Here is a 21,447-nt window from a genome sequence, read left to right as displayed (position 1 = left end):
ATAAATGGTAATTTTAAAGATGTTAAATAGTTTATCTATTTGACGTCTTTTCTTTATTTATAAAAACTTTTTTTTATGCTATACTACTAACATGGAGGAATAATGAAAAAAATACTTAAATTTGAAGAAATTGATATGTTAGCTGATAAAATTAGTAAAAAAATTTTAAAAGATAATAAATTTAAATCAATAGCTTTAATAGGAGATTTGGGAGTAGGTAAAACTCATATTTCTAAAAGAATATGTAAAAATTTAGGTGTTGTAGAAAATGTTAAAAGTCCTACATTTACCTATCTTTTAGAATATGATTTAGGGGATAGGACTATAGTTCATTTTGATCTTTATAGACTATCAAACATAGATGAGCTATATGAGATAGGATATGAGGAATATATATTAGAGGGTAATATATTTTTAATAGAATGGGCTAATAATGTACCAGAAGCAATACCAAGAAATACTTTATACATAGAACTTGAACATATGGATGAAACCAGCAGAAATGTTTCATTATATGAAATTAAGGAGGGAGAAATTATATATGTCGACATTAATAATTACAACTTCAACTAAACTTGCATCTCTTTCAATTTATGATAATGATAATATGCTGGGAAATATTAATATTAATGTAAAAAGAACACATTCAAGCTATATAATAGACCAAATTTCATCATTATTATCTTGGACTGGAACTAAAATAGAGAATATACAAAATGTAATAGTTTCTGTAGGTCCGGGTTCATTTACTGGAGTTAGAATAGCTATTTCAGTGATTAAAGGAATGTTTGTTGGCAGAGATGTTAAGATATATGAAGTTAACGAGTTAGATGCCCTAGGATATCAAGGAAATATAGTGTATAGAGATAAATTAATAGCCATGATAGATTCAAATAATGAAAAAATATATTATGGTAAATATGAAAATGGTAAAAGAGTAGGAAAACTTTTAGTTGGAAGACTAGATGAAGTCATATCCTTAGTTAAAAATGAAAAGTATAATTTAATAGGAGATGCAGTAATAGTATATAGTGAAAAAATAAGGTATAATGGAATAGCTATATCACTTCCAGATATGTTTTTAAGAATAAATTCTAGTATATTTTATGCAATGTTTAAGGAGAATTTATTAAAAGAGGTAGACTTATTTAATTTAGTTCCAGATTATTTAGAAAAATCACAGGCAGAAAAGGAGAAAAATGGGAATATCTGATTTATTAATTAAACCTAAAAAAGGATTTTTTACTAAACTTAAAGATTTTTTTGTTGGTGAAGCTATAAATGATGATGTGTATGAGGAATTAGAAGAACTTTTAATACAGTCTGATTTAGGAATGAAGATGACTATGGAAATAGTTGAAACATTAGAAAAAAATGTAAGAAGTAAGGGTATTAAAAGTAAAGAATTAATGTATGAAGAATTAAAATTATTACTTTCAGAAAAGCTTGAAGTATTTAAAAATAATAGCTTGAATATACAAGCTGGAAGATTAAATGTTATTTTAGTTATAGGTGTAAATGGTGTGGGTAAGACTACATCTATAGGTAAACTTTCTATGAAGTTAAAAAAAGAGGGGAAATCTATAATAATAGGTGCAGCAGATACTTTTAGGGTAGCAGCTATTGAACAGGTTGAAATGTGGGGACAAAGAGCAGGCATAGAAGTAATTAAACAAAAACATGGTTCAGATCCAGCGGCTGTAGTATTTGATACAATAAATAAGGCTAAGGCTAAAAATGTTGATGTTGCAATAATAGATACAGCTGGAAGATTACATAATAAGGTTGATTTAATGAAAGAATTAGAAAAAATAGATAAAATTATTAAGCAAAATGTTGATGAATATGAGTCATTAATAGTAATTGATTCTACTACAGGTCAAAATGGTTTAGAACAAGCTAGAATATTTAATAGTATTTCTGATATTACAGGAATAATACTTACTAAGTTTGATGGAACAGCTAAGGGAGGTATAATATTTTCTATAGTTTCAGAACTTAATAAACCTGTTAAGTTTTTAGGAGTAGGAGAAGGAGTAGAAGATTTAAGAGTATTTGACTCTAAAGATTTCATTGATGAAATGTTTAACTAATATTTTAATTCAAATTTTAGTTTATTTATGTTAGAATATAACAAAATTTTTTAAAAAAATGAGGAGATGAATATAAATGTCAGATTTAATTAAACAAATTAAAGAAAAAGAAAAAGAACATAAAAAAACAGTAGTTTTACCAGAAGCAGAAGATGAAAGAGTATTAAGAGCCGCTGAACAAATAACGAAAGAAGGATTTGCTAATATTATACTAGTTGGTAAAGATTACCAAGTAAGAGAACATGCTGCAAAAATAGGAGTGGACTTAAGTGGAGTACAAATTATTGATCCGATGTCTTTTGAAAAAACACCTGAGTTTATTAGACAATTTGTACATTTAAGATCTAAAAAAGGAATGAAAGAAGAACAAGCACGTGAAATAATTCAAAATGATGTAAGATTTTTTGGAGCCATGCTTGTTAGAAACTGTATAGCAGATGGTATGGTTGCTGGATCTAATTCTCCAACATCTAATGTATTAAGAGCTGCAATACAGGTAATAGGACCTAAAAAAGGATTAAAAACAATCTCAAGTTCATTTATTATGCAAACAAATTCTAAAGAATTTGGAGTAGACGGAACATTATTATTCTCAGATTGTGGAGTACTTCCAAATCCAACAGCTCAACAAATTGCAGATATAGCAATATCAACTGTTGAAAAAGCAAGATTAATAACAGAATTTACTGATCCTAAAGTAGCACTTTTATCTTACTCAACTAAAGGTTCTGCCGAAGGAGAACAAGTAACTAAGATGAGAGAAGCATATAAGATACTAGAAGAAAGAGGAGTAGATTTTGAATTTGATGGAGAATTACAATTAGATGCTGCCATAGTTCAAAGTGTTGCTGATCAAAAAGCTAAAGATTCTACTGTTGCAGGTAAGGCAAATATTTTAGTATTCCCAGATTTATGTTCAGGAAATATAGGATATAAACTAGTTCAAAGATTTGCAAAAGCAAAAGCTTTAGGACCTTTAATTCAAGGTCTTGCAAGACCTGTACATGATTTATCAAGAGGGTGTAGTGTAGAAGATATAGTTGATGTAGCTGCGATAACATGTGCAGAATGTGCAGTATTTTGTGAAATTTTAACATTATAGTAGGAGGAAAAATGAATATATTAGTAATAAATAGTGGAAGCTCATCTTTGAAATTTGAGTTAATAAATACGATAGATAATAAAACTTTAATTAAAGGAATATGTGAAAGAATAGGAATTTCAAATCCAATATTTACCTTAAAAAATTTAATAACTGGAATTAATGTAGAAGAAAGAGAAGAAGAAATGCCGAATCATAAAGTTGCTATAGATTTAGTATTAAAAGAGCTAATAGGAGAAAATGGAGTGTTAAAATCTATAGATGAAATTGATGCTATAGGACATAGAGTAGTTCATGGTGGAGAATACTTTAATGATTCGGTTTTATTAGATGAGGAAGTAATAAAAAAATTAGAAGATATTTCTGAATTAGCACCATTACATAATCCAGCTAATGTTATGGGAATTAAGGTAATGAGAGAGTTATTACCTGGTAAACCTAATGTTGCAGTATTTGATACAGCATTCCATCAAAGTATGGAAAAACATGTATATACTTATCCATTACCACTTGAAGATTATGAGGAATTAAAAGTTAGAAAATATGGTTTCCATGGAACTAGTCATAAATATGTTTCAGGTGTAGCAAAAGAAATGTTATGTAAAGAAGAAACTAGAATTATTGTATGTCATTTAGGAAATGGTGCTTCAATATCAGCTGTTAAAAATGGTAAAGTGGTGGATACTTCTATGGGGCTTACTCCACTTGCAGGTATAATGATGGGAACTCGTTGTGGTGATATAGATCCAGCAGCAGTTTTATATATCATGGAAAAAAGAGGATTAACACCTAAAGATATAGATACAAGAATGAATAAAAAATCAGGATTTTTAGGTATATTTGGAGAAAGTTCAGATTTTAGAGATATACAAAAAGGTGTGCAAGAGGGAAATGAAAGAGCTAAACTAGCTTATGATATGTTTTGTTATAGAGTAAAAAGTTATATAGGTTCTTATGCAGTTGCTATGTGTGGAGTAGATGCTATAGTATTCACTGGTGGAATAGGAGAAAATGCAAGTTATGCAAGAGAAGGAATTTGTAATGGCTTAGAATTTTTAGGAATAGAACTTGATTATGAAAAAAATATGGAAAGAATTCCAGGTAATGTTGAATATTCTAGAGATGATTCAAAAGTTAAAATATTTAAAATTGAAACAGCTGAAGAATTAATGATAGCAAAAGATACATATAGATTAGCTAAATAATTTATATTGAAATTTAAGGAGAATAGAAATTGAAAATAAGGAATAAATTATTAGCATTAATAATTACAAATGTTTTTTCTTTTGGAGCAGAATATTATGTAAAATCAGATGATAACTTAATATATAATACTCCTGTAAGTCATCATGAAATTGAAGGCATTTTAGGGGTAGAATGGGGAGGAGCATTTAAAGACAAGGAGATATTCACCTTTTTAGGAGGTAAATTGAAATCTGGTACTATGACTGATGTAGATGGTTCAGGTAATATTGGATTCAATTTTAAGAAAAAATTATCAAAGAGTACTGGAATAATATTAAATTTAGGTTATCTATATAATGATGGATATGAGGATAATATAAAGGAAATAGTTAAGTTAAGAGGAGAATGGAATAGTAAATTTGAAAAAGATAAAGAGACCTTAAAAGAATATTATCATTCACAAGGATTAAGATTTAAGGATAAACAAAGTTTATTTCTTTCAAGTATAGTTAATTATGATAATAATAAATTAAAGGGATATAGTGGATTAATATATTCTTCAGAGGGTTTCCATATAGAATCACTTAGGTTTGAAAATTTTATAAAACTAGAAACTAAGAATCTAAATCATAATGTAAGTCTTGATTTAAATTATAAATTAAAAAAGCATAATGATAATAATCAGAATACATATAAAAAAGGTGGAAGATTAAAGGGTAATATAAATGTTAAAGGTAAAATTGGAACAGCAGAAACATATAATGGAATAAAATTTTATGTAGGAACAATATTACCAAGTAAAAAAGATTATGATATATTAAGTAATAATGAATTAAATTTTAAAAATGGTAATATAGGATATAAGGTTGGGTTAAATAGTGAAATAACTTTAAAAGAAGTAGAATCATTTAAAGATTTGAAGTATATATATAAACATGAAATAATGTTTGGTATTAAATATGATAAGGATAGGTTATTATTAGAAAATATCAATAAATTAAAAGGAAGAATATTTATTTATAAATCAGTATTATATAAAGATGGATATGATAAATCTAAAAATATAGACACATCAATAGGATCAATTTATAGTGATAATAAATTAATTTATAGATTTAATAATTTCGATATAAGAGGTATATCAAAATATAGGATATCATCACATATAAATAAAGATAAATACGAAGGATTAGAGCATTTACTTTCTACAGGTATAGGTTTTGATTATAATAAAAATTATGAAAATACAGAAATAAAGCATAGTTCAGACTTAAGATATCTATTTGGATATGCTGATAAAAAAACATTTTCAATAATAAATTTTTGGTCAGATAATAAAGTAGAACATAAAATAAATGATAAATTAAATTTAGAAGCTGAATTAAATTTAACTAGTTCAAATAGATTTAGAGTGTCGAATAGAGATGCTAAAGAAGATGAATTATTACTATTAGTAGATGGTAATGGAATTTTAAAATATAATATAAATCCTGAATTTGTGTTTAAAAATAAGTTAGAATTTAAGAATATAATATTATTTTCTAATTTTTCAAATAATAATGTTAAGCCACTAGCACAAGAAGAAGCTAAAAATAATGGACAAAATTCAAATAAATTTTTATTAGATTCACAATATATACTTAATATATATAATGAAAGTGAATTAACTTATAAAATAAAGAATAATATAGATATTAAAGGTAAATTTTTTATAGGATATAATCAATTAAAATCAAATAAATTATATAATAGTTTAAAAAATTTAAAAAGAGAACAAATAGATGAAAATGGAATAAGAGAATTTAGCCCTAAGGATATAAAGATTATAAATGAGGAAAAGAAAAATGCTGATGATTACTGTAAATTTTTAGTAACTACAGGAATTGAATCAGAAATGAGATATATTAATGATAAATTAATAATAAAACCTAGTTTAGAATTTGGTGTAAGTCATATGTTTAGTATCGATTTCGAAGATATTAATGGAGTGACTGATATTTTTAGGAGTAAAGTATCTAATGTCAATTTTATGATAAAAGAAATTTTTACAAAAATAGGGCTAAATTTAGAATATAGATGGTAGTATATATTAGATTACTATATATTTTTTATTAAAAAGGAGAGTGTAAATACATGACACTCTCCTATTTTTCAATTTCTTCTTTTAATTGATTACACCAATTTTCTATTCTTTCATCACTAAGTTCAGGTTGATTTAATTCATCTATTGCAAGACCAACAAATTTTCCGTTTCTTATAGCTAGTGAATCTGTGAAATCATAACCTTCAATATCAGTAAATCCAATAATTTTAGCATTAGATTTTTCAGCTTTTTTATAAAGTATCTCTATAGCATCTATAAATGAATCAGCAAATGATGCTTGATCTCCTGTACCAAATAAGGCTATATATTTACCACTTAAATCCATATCATCTATTTCATCTACACATGCCATCCAATCATCTTGTAAATCTCCAAGACCCCAAGTTGGTGATCCTAAAATTAATAAATCATAATTATTAAATGTATCTATACCTTCTGATACTTCAATAACATCAACATCATCGAAATGATTTGAAATTCTATTAGCTATATCTTCTGTAGTACCAGTAGTTGTTCCAAAATAAATTCCCGTTTTCATCATATCCTCCTTAAAAATGTTCAATTATACTTTCATCAGTATATATAACTTGATTATTTTTTGCTTCTTTTATTAATGATAATTTATTATTAATTGGTAAATATTCTAAAAATATTTTATCATAATTTAAACCACTTAATAGATTTTTTTGTAATTTTAATATATTAGGTGGTAATTCAATCTCTTTTTTTATAACATATAATTTGTTTTTTGTATAGTTTTTATCACAAAAAAATATAGCTTTTTCATATTTTAATTTAAAAATAGGCATTTCTATGCTGTTAAAATCGAAAATACAGTTATCAATTTTATCTGAAATATCTACCCTATTTTTAAACTCAAAATAATTTCTTAAATGAGGATTTTTGATAAAATATTTATTTTTAGTATAGAAAGTCATCTTTTTGTTTTTATCAAAATAATACTTAATACCTATAGTTAAAAATAGAGTATAGAAGAATTTATCCTTTATTTCTATTTTTTCATTTTCAATTGAGTAAGAGATATTTTTTCTTGAAATAAATACAGATTCATTTTCTTTGTAATATTTTGATAAAATTTCTTTAGTAGTATCATTGTATTCTTGCATACCGAGAAGATAGTTTTTAATATTTCTAAATTGAACTTTGTCCTGGTTAGAATAGTTTGTTAAGTTATAGTTTCTCTTTATCAATATATGTACTATTTTATGGTTATCCCTATTTTCAATGTTTTCAATTTTAATATCAAATTCAAATCCATAAAAATCGTTTAAATTACATAGTAATGTAGATACATTTGAGTCAAGTTTTGAAATAGATTTTTGACCTGACATAACAGAATATGAATTAAAATTCTTTTTAAGATATATTTTATCAAGTTCAATATCACTTAAATCTATAGTTGTGTAAAATACTGATTTCATAGGAAAAGAAGTATTATACATAGAATGATAATATTGAAATCTATCATCTTTTAATTTAGATTGTTTCATATCCTCTATCATTATACTAGGATAAAATCTATCTTTATACTCATTAGTTTCAAGTTTAAATACTACATCATAAAATATATGATTTTTTCTTAATTCTTTTAAATTGTTTCCACCATTAAACCAAATTGCATTTTTTACAGAAAATCCTTTTTGATCTATATCAAATTTTAAATGTTGTTCATTATTCCCAACTGTTTTTGGATTATGTATTATACAATTTTCACTCATTAAAAGTGGAGTAGAATTTCCAAACCCAAATGGTTTTAATAAGTTTAGACTTTGTATAAACTCATAGCTAATTTTTTGAGCAGGAATTTTCATATCTATTTTAATATTTTTAGTTAGTTTAATATTTTCTAACTGTTCTTTTGCATATTTTTCTATCTTTTCTTTGAAGACATCTAAGTTTTCAAGTTTAATTGTAAATCCAGCTGCATTAGCATGACCACCAAATTTAATAAGTAGATTAGAAACAGATGACAATGCTTTAGTAATATTAAAACCATCTATAGATCTACAAGATGCTACAGCTATACCTTCTTCTGGATTTTCTTCCATAATTATACAGGGTTTATAGTATGTTTCAAGAACTTTTGAGGCTACTATTCCAATTATACCATGATGATAATTAGGAGAATGTGATATTAATATATATTTATTATTAATATCTGTATTGTCTATTTCCTCTAAAACATTTACTATAATTTCATCTTGTATTTTTTTTCTATCAATATTATTAGATATTAGATTATCTGCTAAAACATTTACTTCATTTTGGTTATCACTAATTAGTAACTTAACTCCAAGTTTTGCATCAGCTAATCTACCAGCGGCATTAAATACAGGTGCAATTTTAAATGAAACATCTCCTGTAGTAAGTTCCTTATTTGTTAATTCCAATTTATTTAATATTGTTCTTAGCCCTAGATTAGAACTATTTTTAAGTCTTTCTAATCCATATTTTACTATTATTCTATTTTCTTTTATTATAGGCATAATATCAGCTATGGTTCCAAGTGAAGCTATGTCTAAATATGTATATATTTCTTCTTTCATATCAAGTTTTCTAAAAAGTTCATATGCTAAAAGAAATGCTACACCAACTCCTGCAATATTTGGAAATGAATATTCATTATCAGATCTTTTAGGATTAACGCAAGCCAAGGCTCTTGGAAGTTTTTTATCACTAGGAATATCGTGATGATCTGTTATTATGGCTTTCATAGACAATGAATTAATAAATTCAACATCATGATAAGAACTAATACCACAATCTACTGTGATAATAAGGTCAGTGCCTTTATCCTTAATTTCTTGTATTGCATCCTTATTTAAACCATAGCCTTCATTTCTTAGGGGGATATAGTAGTCAACATTTTTTGCCCCAATTTTTTTAAATGCTAAATACAAAAGAGATGTAGAGGTAATACCGTCTACATCATAATCACCATAGATACATATATTTTTATTTTCTTTTATAGCTTCTAATATATATGAAGCAGCAAGTCCTAAATCTTTTAATCTTAAAGGATCTTCCAGATTTTCAAGACTAGGATTAATAAAATTAACTACATCTTTTTCATCAACTATACCTCTATTTGCCAATATATTAAGTATATTATTATCTATTGGCAAATCAAAGCTAGTTAATTTAGCTCTAGTTTCAGAAAGTATCCATTTAGTTTCCATAAATACACCTATTTAAGTAATTGTTGTACTGTTGGTAATAAAAATGGAATAAATAATATACCATCAAATGAATCAGTTGCTTTTCCTTTGTTAAATATTAATGTTAATGCATCTTCTTCTAAGTAAAATGAACTTACAGAATCCCAATCTGAGTATTTATTACTTGCTTTCATTCCAAAAGCTCTTATTTTATCATTTAATGTTGGTCTTAAAACTTCTTGATATTGATCAACAAAAATATCAGATAATTTTAATTCTTTACCAGTATTACTGTCAAATACCATTCCTCTATATGAATTTTCTACATTATTATTAGTTGGATCTGTTTTAGCTGCAACAATTATTACAGACATAAATTTTGAATTATTTGCTGTTAAAAATACATTTGCTTTAGTATTTTCATCTTTAATCATATCGTTTATAGCTCTTTCTATTCTATAATTTATCTTATCTGAAATTTTAGTTTCTTTTGCAGTAAATTTTAATATACTAAATTTTTCATTAGTTTCTTGGTTTACAGTTAGTAATGGTTCAGTTCCGTATGAATAACCATTAAAAGTAAAACTAGCATTAGCAATAGTTGAAAATCCAAGTGCTAATATATTAATTATTAATGTTTTCTTTATTGATTTCATTTTTACACCTCTTCGTTTAATATTTATTAAAGTATATACTAAATTATGAAAAAAATCAACAGAACTAAGTAGAGTGAAAGACATATAAAATGGGAATATAATAAGGGTGGGGATATAAAAAATAGCTCTAAAAGAGCTATTTCCCACTTGATTTAATTTCTGTCCATATTTTGTCGTGTAATTCTTTAGTTTCATCATCTAAAGCACGAGGTAATGTAGATTTACTTATTATTTCTTCAAAAGAAATTATTGGTTTAACTTCTGAATTTTCTTCTACCCCCTTAATTATACTTGGGTTTCTTAATACTTGTAATACTTCAATGAAGTTTTCAGGTCTGTATAAAAATTCAAGGAATTTATATGCATTATCCTTATGTTTAGAATTTGCAGGTATAGACATTGAATCTATATACATCATAGCACCTTCTGGTATAAAGTAAGTAAATTTACTTTCTTCTTCTCTTTCAATCTCATAAAATACATCTGGATAACCATGAGATATAGCGAATTCACCACTAGCCATACCTTTTCCAGAAGCATTAGAATCAAATTTAGCTAAATTTTTTGCCCAAGAAAGTATTTTTTCTTTTGCTTCGTTTAATTCATTAATATTCTTTGAATCAGATTGGTAACCAAGATATTGCAGAGCAAGTCCTAGAACTTCACGTCCATCATCTAACATAGTCATACGACCTTTGAATTTTTCATTTAAGAATATATCAGGAGTTTTAACAAAATTATTACCAACAATTTCATTATTTACTGTTATTCCTGTTGCCATGAATGAATAAGGAATAGAATAATTTAATCCTTCATCATATACTTTAGAAATTTCCATTAAATTTAATTTTTCATTTATGTTCTCAAAAGTTTTACCTAATTTAGATTTATCTAATTTTTCTAATAAGCCTGATTTTATCATAATAGGAATGTAATCAGTTGATGGTGAAACTATATCATAATTTCCCTCTTCATTTCCTATCATTAATTTAGCCAACATAGTATCGTTATTATCATAGTAGCTAAGATTAACTTTAATTCCTGTTTCTTTTTCAAAGTCTTTTATAATCTTTTCAGGAATAAAATATGTCCAAGTGTAAATGTTTAAAACATTTTCGTCGTTTTCATTATTTCCAAAACAACTAATTAACATAATAAAAGTAAAAATTGTAAATAGTAACTTTTTCAATTTATTTACCTCCTAAATATTTTCTAGCCATTTCTCTATCATCGAAATGTATTTTTTCTCGACCTATAATTTGGTAGTCTTCATGCCCTTTTCCAGCAACTAGTAGTATATCATTTTTTTGTAGGTTTTGTATAGCTTTTTTAATTGCTATTTCTCTATCACAAATTTTAAAATACGGGATATAAGATTCTATTCCTTTTTCTACATCATTTAATATCATTTCAGGATCTTCAGTTCTTGGATTATCTGAAGTTAAGTATATTAAATCGCTGTACTTACATGCAGCCTTAGCCATTTTAGCTCTTTTAGTTTTATCCCTATCTCCACCAGCTCCAAATAGTGTTACTATTTTATTTTTTTTCATAATTGATAGAGTTTTTAATATATTTTCTAATCCATCTGCTGTATGTGCATAATCTACTACAACCATAACATCTTTATCATTATCAATTATTTCAAATCTTCCTGCTATTGAATTAATATCCTTAATTGAATTAATAATATCATCTAAACTTACACCTAAGTTATATGCAGAAATTATAGCTCCTAAGATATTTTGTAAATTATATTCACCCATTAATTTTGTTGTAAAAATATATTCTTTATCACTTTTAGATATTTTTACTTTCATTCCCTTTAATGTATATTCTAAAACTTCTCCATTAATGGTTGCATTTTCTTTTAATGAAAAAGAATCTGAAATGTTTAATAAACGTTTACAATATTCATTATCTTTGTTTATAATAAGCCTAGCATTATCTTTTAGATAATTAACTATAGAAGCTTTTGCTTCAAAATATTTTTCTAAGGTTTGATGGAAATCAAGATGATCTTGGGTTAAGTTAGTAAAAATAGCACTATCAAATTCTAACATTTTAACTCTACCCTGACATAGTGCATGAGAACTTACTTCCATTAAAAAATATTCTACATTTTTATCTACTGCTTCTTTCATTAATTTTATTAAATCTAAAGATTCAGGGGTAGTATTTTTAGCCGTATATTCACTATCAAGTATCCTATAACCAGTAGTTCCTATTCTTGCAGAATTTTTAAATATGGCTTCTAGAATATATGTAGTTGTTGTTTTTCCATTTGTACCTGTGACAGCTATTATTTTCAATTTCTTTTGAGGGTAATTATAGAAATTACTTGCAATATATCCAAGATTATCCCTTAAATTTTTAACTAAAATTACAGTAATATCTTTAGGATAAGTATAATCTTCCCTTTCAGCTATTATCATTTTAGCACCATTTTTAATAGCTTCTGAGATATAGTTATGCCCATCTGTTATATTACCTATTAAGGCAATGAATATGTCATCTTCTTTAATTTCTCTAGAATCATAAGACATATCTTTAAAATTATCTTCTTTGATTAAGTTTAATATCCTATATTCTACACCTTTAAATATTTCTTGTATATTCATAAACTATTTACCCCCTAGTCTTTTCTCATCAAGGAATTCAAATATTAGTTTTAAAGATGTTTTAGCTTCATTAAATTGTAACAAATGATAAACATGGAAAAGTCCATCTACAGTAACCAACTTATTCTCTATATTTTCTTTGTCTAATTTTTCTTTGACTATTATAGATTCATCGTATAATAATTCACCATTATTAACCTCTATATATGTAGGTGGAAATCCTTTAAAATCTCCGAAAACTGGTGAAATATATGGATGTTTTTTATCTTTTTCATATTTAAAATACTCATTATCTTTAAGAAGTTTAGAAAGATCATAATTTTCAACAGAAGAGCCTATTAAAAGATCTGTTTTAATGTTTGTTTTTCTACTTTCTAAACTATGAGATATATCTAAAAATGGAGATAAAAGCACTACTGCATCCGGCATTTTTCTTTTTTCATCTCTTCTTTTTAATAATGTAGAAACTATTAAATGTCCTCCAGCAGAATCTCCGAAAGTATATACATTTTTGTAATTTTCAAATGCATATTCTAATCCAATATCATAATCATTATGTCCACTAGGATAAAAACTATAAGGAAGTTGTCTATAATCAACGAATACAAAATCATAATTATCGTTGATTCCTAACATAAATTCAGCAAGGTTTCTATATATGTTAGATAGTGGATAAATGAAAGCACCACCGTGAGCGTAATAGATAACTGAATCATTTTTCTTTTCACTTTTTTTAATTAATTCTAATTTTACATTTCCGTTATATAATATTGTTTTATGTGTTGTATTTTTTTTATGATCCCAAGGTAATTCATAGTAGGCAGCAGTTCTACCTATTTTTAGTAGAACTTCTTTTTCTCCCCTATATATAAAATTTGTAGTTTTTATTAGAGTTTTAGTTATTGTTGAGCAACTAACAATTGCTAATGCAGAAAAAATTAAAATAATTTTTTTCATATTAGCTCCTTTCATGCTATATTTATATCATGTGTATTATACAATTTTTATAATAAAAAATAAAGAATTAAATAATGAAATGTAAAACTAAAATATAAATATGAAAATAATAAATATAATTAAGATTAAAGGTAGGTTTAATATTTTTTCAGGATTAATAATAAAAACATTGACAAAATATTTTTTTTTGGGGGGGGGGGTAAAATATTTGTATATAGATATAAATGAGCATAGTTATAATGAAAAGATTATTGTTATTTTTCAGTACTTTAGTAAGTTTAATATCTTTATCCGAATCGGATATTTTAAATGACGTTGTGAAGCTTGATAAAGATATACACGATTATATTTTTGGAGAAAAATTAGTTGAAGTTAAAAAAATGATAGAAAGTAGTACATATAAATCATATAATGATTTAGAAGATTCAAAAATTGAAGAATTTATAAATAGATTTAAAAAATTAGAACAAGATGGATTGTTTAGAAATGATAAAAATTATGAAAGTTTAAGAAAAGTAAAGACATTAGCATTATTAAAAAACAGAAGTTTTCGTAATTATCAATTAATTAGATTTAAAGCATATTCAAATTATAAGTTAGAACCAACTTTTGAAGATAATGTTTATTTTAAAATAGGATCAAATATAGGAGCTTCAAGAGAAGATATTCAAGGATTAAATGTAACTGTTGGTGGAAATTATTCTATTAGAGATAATGCTAAAATAGGAGGATTTATTCATTATGATAATAAGTTAGGAGATTTATTCTTAAAAACTCATGCTCATATTTTTGCAATAGTAGCAAATGCTAAATTTAAATTAAAAAATAATAAAGGTGATATAGAAAGTTTTATTGCATATAAATATAATTATGGGAAGTATAAAAATATAATTAATAGAGAGAATGAAATTATAGAATCTGATTTACATCAAGGAGTTCAAAGAATTTATGATGAATATGTTCATCAAAATAGTTTTGAATTATATAATAAATACTCTAAAAAATTTAATATTATTAAAAATCTAAAAATTTATCCACAAATTGAAAATTATACTAGTATTACACCATCAATAACATATTCTAATATTTATACTGAAGATAATTTGTTGGATACAATATCAGAAAGAATTCCAGAAAATGAAGATAATTCATATTCATCAACATTATATGATAGAATAATAACTTCAAATGAGATAAACCATATTTTTAAAAATACTTTATCAAGTGGAGTTTTAATTGAGTATGGTTTAATTAAAAATTTAAATATATATTTAAACTCTAAATTGGGATTTAATTATGAGAATGTTGGTATAACTTCAAAATTAAAAATAGAGAAATATAGAAAAAGAGAAATGAGTTCAGAAAGTAGTTTACATGATAAGCCAATAATTATTGATGTAAATGAATTTATTGGAGATTTACAAGTTGATGATGAGATTTTTAGAACTTCAGGTGTTGAGTTAAATGGAAATGATGAATTTATAAAAGATAAAATTGAAAATTCTAAATGGAAAGATTATATAAATAATATAGGGATATCATATGATTTTAAATTTGGATTGAATTATAAAGTTGACAAATTTAATATTGATACATATTTAAGATTTGATGGAAATACTAATAATAATGAAAAGTTATATAAAGATTTGCATAAAATTAGTTTAAATGCAAAAATAGGATATAATTGGTAAAATTAATTAAAATCTTAATTTTATTTTTGAATTTTTGTGTTTAAATGCTTGATAAATCATGAAAATAAGATATGATATGTACTTAAATTATAAAAAACTTTTTTATAGTTAATTATAGATTTATCTGGAATTTAAATTTAAGAAATTATTTTTCAAATAGAAATTAAAATAAAGATGTAATTAAGGAATAGTAATATTATAAAAATTTAGTAATATATGATAAATATATGAGGACTAAATTAAAGAAAGATGAATGCTTTTGGATTATATATACTGACAGTGTAGAGTAATATAGTTGATACAAAAAAAAGTAAAATATTTAAATAGAAGAGTGAAGATGGAAGTAAAATAGAGTTATTTGAAAATTTAAAGTTGGAAAATATTTTATAAATATATTCTAACTTTTTTAATTTTAATGTATAATAAAAATAGAATATCTTTATCATATAAGTAAAAATATATAGTTAACTGGAAATAGTATATTACTTTAGGTGAATTATTTTTTTGTTAAAATAAATTCTATTTTATATGTTTTTTTAGAGTTGTAATGAAAAAAATAAAAGTAAAAAAAGCATTTTATTAATATTTAATTTTTTGTATAAGTCATATAGTATTAAGAAGAATTTGATATTTATTGGAGATAATTTAAAAAATTTATTTTTAAAATAGTTATATATATAAAGCTAAAAATCTTAAAAGTGTATTAAATATTAGAGAAAAATATTGATAATCGTGTGGTTATTTTAAAAGGAGTAATATGAAACAAATGTTTAAATTGATAATTATGATAGCAATATTTTTAATATTGACTATCTTTTTATCATCAAGATTTTATTACAAAAGAAGTGTGTTAGCAACTGTAGCAGAAATTTATTTAAAAGTAACTAATTATGAGAAAGTTACACAGGAAAAAATGGAAGCATGGTTAAGGGAAAGAAAGTGCATGAAAGAAGAGTTGTATATGCTTCCTAATGGATATTATGAAAATATATTAATTAAAGAATACATGGGCATGCAAGTTTTACATTTAAATGAGAATGGTAAAGGAGATGTTGTAATTTATCTTCATGGAGGTTCATACATTCATGAACCTGATCCTAATCACTTTACATTCTTATATAATTTAATAAAAAAGTCGGATATAAGAGTAATATTACCAATCTATCCAAGAGCTCCTAAGTATAATTTTAAGGATGCATATGAAAAAGTAATTTCTCTTTATAAAGAAATATCAAAGGATAAGGATGTAGTTTTAATGGGAGATAGTGCAGGTGGAGGTTTTGCTTTAGGTCTAACAGAAGAATTAAAAAAACTTAGTATAAAAGCCCCTAAAAAAATAATAGCAATTTCACCTTGGGTAGATTTAACTATGGAAAATTCAGATATCTTAATTTATGAGAAAGTTGATCCTTGGTTACAAAGCTCAAAACTTATGGCTGCAGCTAAATTTTGGTCAGATGGGCAAGATTTAAAGGATTCAAGATTAAGTCCAATTTTTGGTGATGTGAGTGCTTTAAAGAATTTAACAATAATTACAGGAACTAGAGATATACTTTATCCTGATATTATGTTACTTGTAGATAGACTAAGAAAAGAAAAAGTTAAATTTAATTTAATTGTAGGAGAAAATTTAAATCATGATTATCCACTTTTCCCTATACCTGAAGCTAAAAAATCTGTTGATATTATTGCAGATATTTTAAATGAGAATTAAGTAATATTTAACATTTATTCTTAATTGACAATCTCAATTTTTAAATGCTATACTTATGTTAGAAAAATTAAGGAGATGATAAATATGAATATAGTCTTATTTGGACCACCAGGCGCTGGTAAGGGTACTCAGGCTAAAGAATTAATAAAGAAATTTGAAATACCTCAAATATCAACAGGAGATATATTAAGAGCAGCTATAGCTAATCAAACTCCTCTTGGTCTTGAAGCTAAAAAAATAATGGATGCAGGAAACTTAGTCGGAGATGACATAGTTAATGGATTAGTAGAGGAAAGATTAAAAGAGGCTGATACTGAAAAAGGATTTATCTTAGATGGTTATCCAAGAACGGTAGAGCAAGCTAAAGCTTTAGATAAAATATTAGAAAAACAAGAAAAATCAATAGAAAAAGTAATAGCTTTAGTTGTAGAAGATGATGAAATATTAAAAAGAATTACAGGAAGAAGAGTTTCTAAAAAAACTGGTAAAATATATCATATAATATATAATCCACCTGTAGATGAAAATCCAGAAGATTTAGAACAAAGAGCAGATGATAGTGCAGAAGTTGTTAAGAAAAGATTAAAAAATTATAGAAATCAAACTGCTCCAGTTTTAGAGTATTATAAAAATCAAGGTAAGGTATCTGAGGTTCAAGGAGAAAGAGAAAGTAAATATATTACAGAAGAAATAATAGATATTTTATCTAATAATTGCAATATATAATAACCAGAAAGGGTAAAAATGGTAAAATTAAAAACTTTAGAGGATATAAAGAAGATAAAGAAAGCTAATGAAATAATTGCTAGACTTTATGAAGATATTATTCCTAAATATATCAAACCTGGAATATCAACTTGGGAGATAGATGCAATATGTGAAGACTACATAATAAGCCAAGGTGCAATTCCTGGAACTAAAGGTTATGATATAGGTTGGCCATATCCACCCTATCCAGCAAGTACTTGTATTTCAATAAATGAAAAAGTTGTTCATGGAATACCAAGTAAGACTGAGATATTAAAAGAAGGAGATATACTTTCTTTAGATACCGTTACTATACTTGATGGATATTTTGGAGATGCTGCTAAAACATTTGCTGTTGGAAATATTGATGATAAATCAAGAAAACTTATAGAAGTTACAGAAAAAGCTAGAGAAATAGGAATAGAACAAGCAAGGGTAGGAAATAGGATAGGAGATATAGGATTTGCTATACAACAATATGTAGAAAAATTTGGATTTTCAGTTGTAAGAGATTTTTCAGGGCATGGTGTAGGATTTGCTATGCATGAAGATCCCTATGTATTAAATTATGGTAAAGCAAATACAGGATTAAAAATAGAAAATGGTTTAGTAATAGCTATAGAACCTATGGTAAATATAGGGACATTTAAGGTTAAAATTTTAAAAGATATGTGGACAGTTGTTACTCAAGATAAAAAAAGATCAGCTCATTTTGAGCACTCTGTTGCAATAGTAGATGGAAAACCATTAATATTAAGTCAAAAATAGGTTAGAGGTAGTATTATGTACTGCCTCTATTTTTAAATAAACTAGAAAGGTATGAATATATGAAAAAAAGCATTTTAACATTAATAGCTGTATTTACATTAATATTTAGTTGTGTTAAATCAAAGAAATATGAGAATACACATGAGGATAAGATTGCTAAAACTGCCATATATTATGAAATATTTGTTAGATCTTTTGCTGATTCTAATGGAGATGGTATAGGAGATTTAAATGGTATAAGAGCAAAACTCCCTGAACTTAAAGATTTAGGAATAGAAGGTATATGGTTAACTCCGATTTTTTCTTCTCCTAGTTATCATAAATATGATGTTATTGATTACTATAATATAGATGCTGAATATGGTGATATAGAAGATTTTAAAAAACTTGTTAAGGCTAGTCATGAGTTAGGTATAAAGGTAATTATAGATCTACCAATAAATCATACTAGCAGTGAACACCCTTGGTTTAAGGATGTACTTGTAGATAAGAATAGTAAATATAGGAAGTTCTATAGAATAGAAAAGAATAATAATGAAAAAATTGATTTTAAATCAGCTCCACTTGGAGGGAGAGCATGGCATAATTTAAATGATGAGGAAAAATATTTTGGTATTTTCTGGAGTGGAATGCCAGATTTAAATTTAAGAGAAAAAGAGGTTAGAAAAGAAATACATAAGATATCTAAATATTGGATAAATGAGGTAGGAATAGATGGATATAGAATAGATGCGGCACCACATGCTTATGGTAAAGGAGAATATTCAAATGATGTTAATTTACTTGAGGAGAACATTAAATGGTGGTCTGAATTTAGGGATGAATTAGTTAAAATTAAAAAAGATGTGTATATAGTAGGAGAAGTATGGACTGCACCTGAGATAGTTTCTAAATACTTTACTGTATTTGATTCTAATTTTAATTTTGAATTTTCAGAAAAAGTTATAATTAATGCTTTAATTAGAGAAAGTGCTAAAGAACTTAGTTCAAAATTAACAAGGGTGTATAATTTATATGAAAAAAGTAATAAAGAATATATAGATGCTCCATTTTTAACTAATCATGATCAAAGTAGACTTTCAGAAAAGTTACCTGATCTTGAAAGACAAAAAGTTGCTGCAAGTATACTACTTACCCTACCTGGTAATCCGTATATATATTATGGTGAAGAATTAGGAATGAAAGGTAAAAAACCAGATGAGTTAATAAGAGAACCATATATATGGAATGATGAATTTCAAACAAGATGGGAACCTGTAGAACTTAATATAGAAACAAAGGATTATTATAGTCAGAAAATGGATTCTAATTCACTTTTAAATCATTATAAGCTGTGGATAAGAATTAGAAAAGAAAATGATGAGTTAAAATATGGAAAATTTGAGCCAGTAGAAATAGGGAATAATAAGGTATTTGTGTATAAGATGAAATATAAAGATAGTGAAAAAACACTTCTACATAATTTATCTAATAATGAGCAAAAAGTAAATTTAGATGGAAAAGAAATAATTTTAAATCCTTATGATAGTAAAATCAAATAAAAAATTTACACTGAATAAAATAAATTTGTTTATGTATTTACAAAATAATATTTATTTTGATATAATACGGAAGTATAATTTTACAAAAAATTATAAAATATATGAGGAGGGTAATGTATATAATATAGTAAAATGTATTATATGAGTTAAAATGAAAAGAAATAATTTAATTACTATTCTTTTATTTGCTTCTGTGGTTACATACACAAATACAAGTTCAAATATAAGTGTAGATAATAATAAAGTAAAAATAGGAAGTGAAGCAAAAAACAATGGAGATAAATCGATAGCTATAGGATATAAGGCAGAAGCTGAAAAGCAAGAATCTATAGCAATAGGATCAGAGGCAACCTCTAAAGCAACTAGTGGTATATCTATAGGGAAAGGGGCCTATGTAGGATCGCCTAAAAATATTAATGGCACTGATCCTTCAAATGCAATAGCTATAGGAACAAGCTCACAAGCTAATTCAAAGAATGCGATAGCAATAGGAGAAAAGGCAAATGCTAACACAACAGATAGTATAGCCATAGGTAGAAACACATATACAGACGGACAAAATGCCATATCAATAGGTGCAGAGAGTAAAGCTAACTCAGGATCTATAGCATTAGGAAAAAAGGCTATAAGTCATAATAGAGGTATATCTATAGGAGAGGATACTCATTCTCAGCTTAATGGAGTTGTTATAGGACATAGGGCAAAATCTAATGGGAAACATAGTGAAAATAATGTTGCTATAGGAGCAGATAGTAAAATAGATGATAATTTATTTGGAGCAACAGCTTTAGGAAGTAATTCTGAAGTAAAATCTCACAATTCTGTTGCATTGGGTTCTTATTCAGTAGCAAAAGAAAGAAATAATAAGGATAGATTTGGATATGATGCGTTAACGGATAAAAATGTAGATTTAAAAGATAAGTTAACAAAAGATAAATATGATGAATACTTAAACTTAGAAAAAGAAATTGAAGACTCGTTGAAAAAGAATAACTCAAATAAAAATAATGATAAGTCTATGAATAATAATAATTTAAATAAAGATCTTGAAGAAAAGTATAGAAAATATTTAAAAATAGCAAGTGCTTG

17 protein-coding genes and 1 pseudogene are annotated in these 21,447 nt (G+C 25.5%); 12 read left to right on the top strand and 6 right to left on the bottom strand.

The window, feature by feature from the left end; translation table 11 throughout:
* Positions 1-102 precede the first annotated feature (102 nt).
* The 6 genes from tsaE (at position 103) to BUE91_RS02145 (ending at position 6,463) form a co-directional block, all read left to right on the top strand.
* Positions 103-573, top strand: a complete 471-nt coding sequence (gene tsaE / locus BUE91_RS02170) for a tRNA (adenosine(37)-N6)-threonylcarbamoyltransferase complex ATPase subunit type 1 TsaE (RefSeq protein WP_073507797.1) — start codon at positions 103-105, stop codon at positions 571-573.
* Positions 542-1,213: a tRNA (adenosine(37)-N6)-threonylcarbamoyltransferase complex dimerization subunit type 1 TsaB gene (tsaB, locus tag BUE91_RS02165; protein WP_073507796.1), complete on the top strand. Its 672-nt coding sequence runs from the start codon at positions 542-544 to the stop codon at positions 1,211-1,213. Before tsaE ends, tsaB begins: the two co-directional genes overlap by 32 nt.
* Entirely contained in the window at positions 1,200-2,093 is an 894-nt protein-coding gene (gene ftsY, locus BUE91_RS02160; protein WP_073507795.1) for a signal recognition particle-docking protein FtsY, read from the top strand. Before tsaB ends, ftsY begins: the two co-directional genes overlap by 14 nt.
* A 76-nt stretch (positions 2,094-2,169) precedes the next feature.
* Positions 2,170-3,195, top strand: coding sequence for a phosphate acetyltransferase (gene pta / locus BUE91_RS02155; protein WP_073507794.1), 1,026 nt, complete (start codon positions 2,170-2,172; stop codon positions 3,193-3,195).
* Between the two features lie 11 nt (positions 3,196-3,206).
* Entirely contained in the window at positions 3,207-4,400 is a 1,194-nt protein-coding gene (locus BUE91_RS02150; protein WP_073507793.1) for an acetate/propionate family kinase, read from the top strand.
* Between the two features lie 29 nt (positions 4,401-4,429).
* The gene (locus BUE91_RS02145; protein WP_073507792.1) at positions 4,430-6,463 is read left to right on the top strand and encodes a hypothetical protein; all 2,034 of its coding nucleotides are present in this window, start codon (positions 4,430-4,432) and stop codon (positions 6,461-6,463) included.
* A 61-nt stretch (positions 6,464-6,524) separates the two neighbouring features.
* Here the strand turns inward: BUE91_RS02145 and BUE91_RS02140 are convergent, their stop codons facing one another.
* The 6 genes from BUE91_RS02140 to BUE91_RS02115 all read right to left on the bottom strand — a co-directional run bounded on the left by BUE91_RS02140 (position 6,525) and on the right by BUE91_RS02115 (position 13,897).
* The gene (locus BUE91_RS02140) at positions 6,525-7,022 is read right to left on the bottom strand and encodes a flavodoxin (protein ID WP_180370663.1); all 498 of its coding nucleotides are present in this window, start codon (positions 7,020-7,022) and stop codon (positions 6,525-6,527) included.
* Between the two features lie 10 nt (positions 7,023-7,032).
* A complete protein-coding gene (gene recJ / locus BUE91_RS02135; protein WP_073507790.1) occupies positions 7,033-9,684 on the bottom strand; it encodes a single-stranded-DNA-specific exonuclease RecJ in 2,652 nt (883 codons plus the stop codon).
* A gap of 8 nt (positions 9,685-9,692) precedes the next feature.
* Positions 9,693-10,319, bottom strand: a complete 627-nt coding sequence (locus tag BUE91_RS02130; protein WP_073507789.1) for a hypothetical protein — start codon at positions 10,317-10,319, stop codon at positions 9,693-9,695.
* Between the two features lie 136 nt (positions 10,320-10,455).
* The gene (locus BUE91_RS02125; RefSeq protein WP_073507788.1) at positions 10,456-11,508 is read right to left on the bottom strand and encodes an extracellular solute-binding protein; all 1,053 of its coding nucleotides are present in this window, start codon (positions 11,506-11,508) and stop codon (positions 10,456-10,458) included.
* Between the two features lies 1 nt (position 11,509).
* Positions 11,510-12,940 carry a UDP-N-acetylmuramoyl-L-alanyl-D-glutamate--2,6-diaminopimelate ligase gene (locus BUE91_RS02120; RefSeq protein ID WP_083573730.1) on the bottom strand — a complete coding sequence of 477 codons (1,431 nt, stop codon included), beginning with the start codon at positions 12,938-12,940 and terminating at the stop codon, positions 11,510-11,512.
* Positions 12,941-12,943: 3 nt separating this feature from the next.
* Positions 12,944-13,897 carry an alpha/beta hydrolase fold domain-containing protein gene (locus tag BUE91_RS02115; protein WP_073507787.1) on the bottom strand — a complete coding sequence of 318 codons (954 nt, stop codon included), beginning with the start codon at positions 13,895-13,897 and terminating at the stop codon, positions 12,944-12,946.
* Positions 13,898-14,121: 224 nt separating this feature from the next.
* On the opposite strand from BUE91_RS02115, the gene BUE91_RS02110 reads away from it, so the two are divergent.
* The 6 genes and pseudogenes from BUE91_RS02110 to BUE91_RS02085 all read left to right on the top strand — a co-directional run.
* The gene (locus BUE91_RS02110; RefSeq protein ID WP_244889871.1) at positions 14,122-15,588 is read left to right on the top strand and encodes a hypothetical protein; all 1,467 of its coding nucleotides are present in this window, start codon (positions 14,122-14,124) and stop codon (positions 15,586-15,588) included.
* Between the two features lie 757 nt (positions 15,589-16,345).
* The gene (locus BUE91_RS02105; RefSeq protein ID WP_244889870.1) at positions 16,346-17,302 is read left to right on the top strand and encodes an alpha/beta hydrolase fold domain-containing protein; all 957 of its coding nucleotides are present in this window, start codon (positions 16,346-16,348) and stop codon (positions 17,300-17,302) included.
* Positions 17,303-17,386: 84 nt separating this feature from the next.
* Positions 17,387-18,028, top strand: coding sequence for an adenylate kinase (locus BUE91_RS02100; RefSeq protein WP_073507786.1), 642 nt, complete (start codon positions 17,387-17,389; stop codon positions 18,026-18,028).
* Between the two features lie 18 nt (positions 18,029-18,046).
* Positions 18,047-18,817, top strand: a complete 771-nt coding sequence (gene map / locus BUE91_RS02095) for a type I methionyl aminopeptidase (protein ID WP_066901181.1) — start codon at positions 18,047-18,049, stop codon at positions 18,815-18,817.
* 59 nt (positions 18,818-18,876) lie between these two features.
* Positions 18,877-20,358 carry an alpha-amylase family glycosyl hydrolase gene (locus BUE91_RS02090; RefSeq protein WP_073507785.1) on the top strand — a complete coding sequence of 494 codons (1,482 nt, stop codon included), beginning with the start codon at positions 18,877-18,879 and terminating at the stop codon, positions 20,356-20,358.
* Positions 20,359-20,509: 151 nt separating this feature from the next.
* A pseudogene (locus BUE91_RS02085) lies at positions 20,510-21,447 on the top strand (YadA-like family protein); the annotation flags it as partial.

Origin of the sequence: Streptobacillus notomytis (assembly GCF_001902585.1) — a bacterium.
GTDB lineage: Bacteria > Fusobacteriota > Fusobacteriia > Fusobacteriales > Leptotrichiaceae > Streptobacillus > Streptobacillus notomytis.
The sequence above is the reverse complement of the archived record's forward strand: the minus strand, read 5'-3'. Positions and strand labels throughout refer to the sequence as shown.

Excerpts from the sequence above, each read along its gene's own strand:
- tsaE (WP_073507797.1), top strand. The coding sequence starts at position 103 with ATGAAAAAAATACTTAAATTTGAAGAAATTGATATGTTAGCTGATAAA.
- tsaB (WP_073507796.1), top strand. The coding sequence starts at position 542 with ATGTCGACATTAATAATTACAACTTCAACTAAACTTGCATCTCTTTCA.
- ftsY (WP_073507795.1), top strand. The coding sequence starts at position 1,200 with ATGGGAATATCTGATTTATTAATTAAACCTAAAAAAGGATTTTTTACT.
- pta (WP_073507794.1), top strand. The coding sequence starts at position 2,170 with ATGTCAGATTTAATTAAACAAATTAAAGAAAAAGAAAAAGAACATAAA.
- BUE91_RS02150 (WP_073507793.1), top strand. The coding sequence starts at position 3,207 with ATGAATATATTAGTAATAAATAGTGGAAGCTCATCTTTGAAATTTGAG.
- BUE91_RS02140 (WP_180370663.1), bottom strand. The coding sequence starts at position 7,022 with ATGAAAACGGGAATTTATTTTGGAACAACTACTGGTACTACAGAAGAT.
- recJ (WP_073507790.1), bottom strand. The coding sequence starts at position 9,684 with ATGGAAACTAAATGGATACTTTCTGAAACTAGAGCTAAATTAACTAGC.
- BUE91_RS02130 (WP_073507789.1), bottom strand. The coding sequence starts at position 10,319 with ATGAAATCAATAAAGAAAACATTAATAATTAATATATTAGCACTTGGA.
- BUE91_RS02120 (WP_083573730.1), bottom strand. The coding sequence starts at position 12,940 with ATGAATATACAAGAAATATTTAAAGGTGTAGAATATAGGATATTAAAC.
- BUE91_RS02115 (WP_073507787.1), bottom strand. The coding sequence starts at position 13,897 with ATGAAAAAAATTATTTTAATTTTTTCTGCATTAGCAATTGTTAGTTGC.
- BUE91_RS02110 (WP_244889871.1), top strand. The coding sequence starts at position 14,122 with ATGAGCATAGTTATAATGAAAAGATTATTGTTATTTTTCAGTACTTTA.
- BUE91_RS02105 (WP_244889870.1), top strand. The coding sequence starts at position 16,346 with ATGAAACAAATGTTTAAATTGATAATTATGATAGCAATATTTTTAATA.
- BUE91_RS02100 (WP_073507786.1), top strand. The coding sequence starts at position 17,387 with ATGAATATAGTCTTATTTGGACCACCAGGCGCTGGTAAGGGTACTCAG.
- map (WP_066901181.1), top strand. The coding sequence starts at position 18,047 with ATGGTAAAATTAAAAACTTTAGAGGATATAAAGAAGATAAAGAAAGCT.
- BUE91_RS02090 (WP_073507785.1), top strand. The coding sequence starts at position 18,877 with ATGAAAAAAAGCATTTTAACATTAATAGCTGTATTTACATTAATATTT.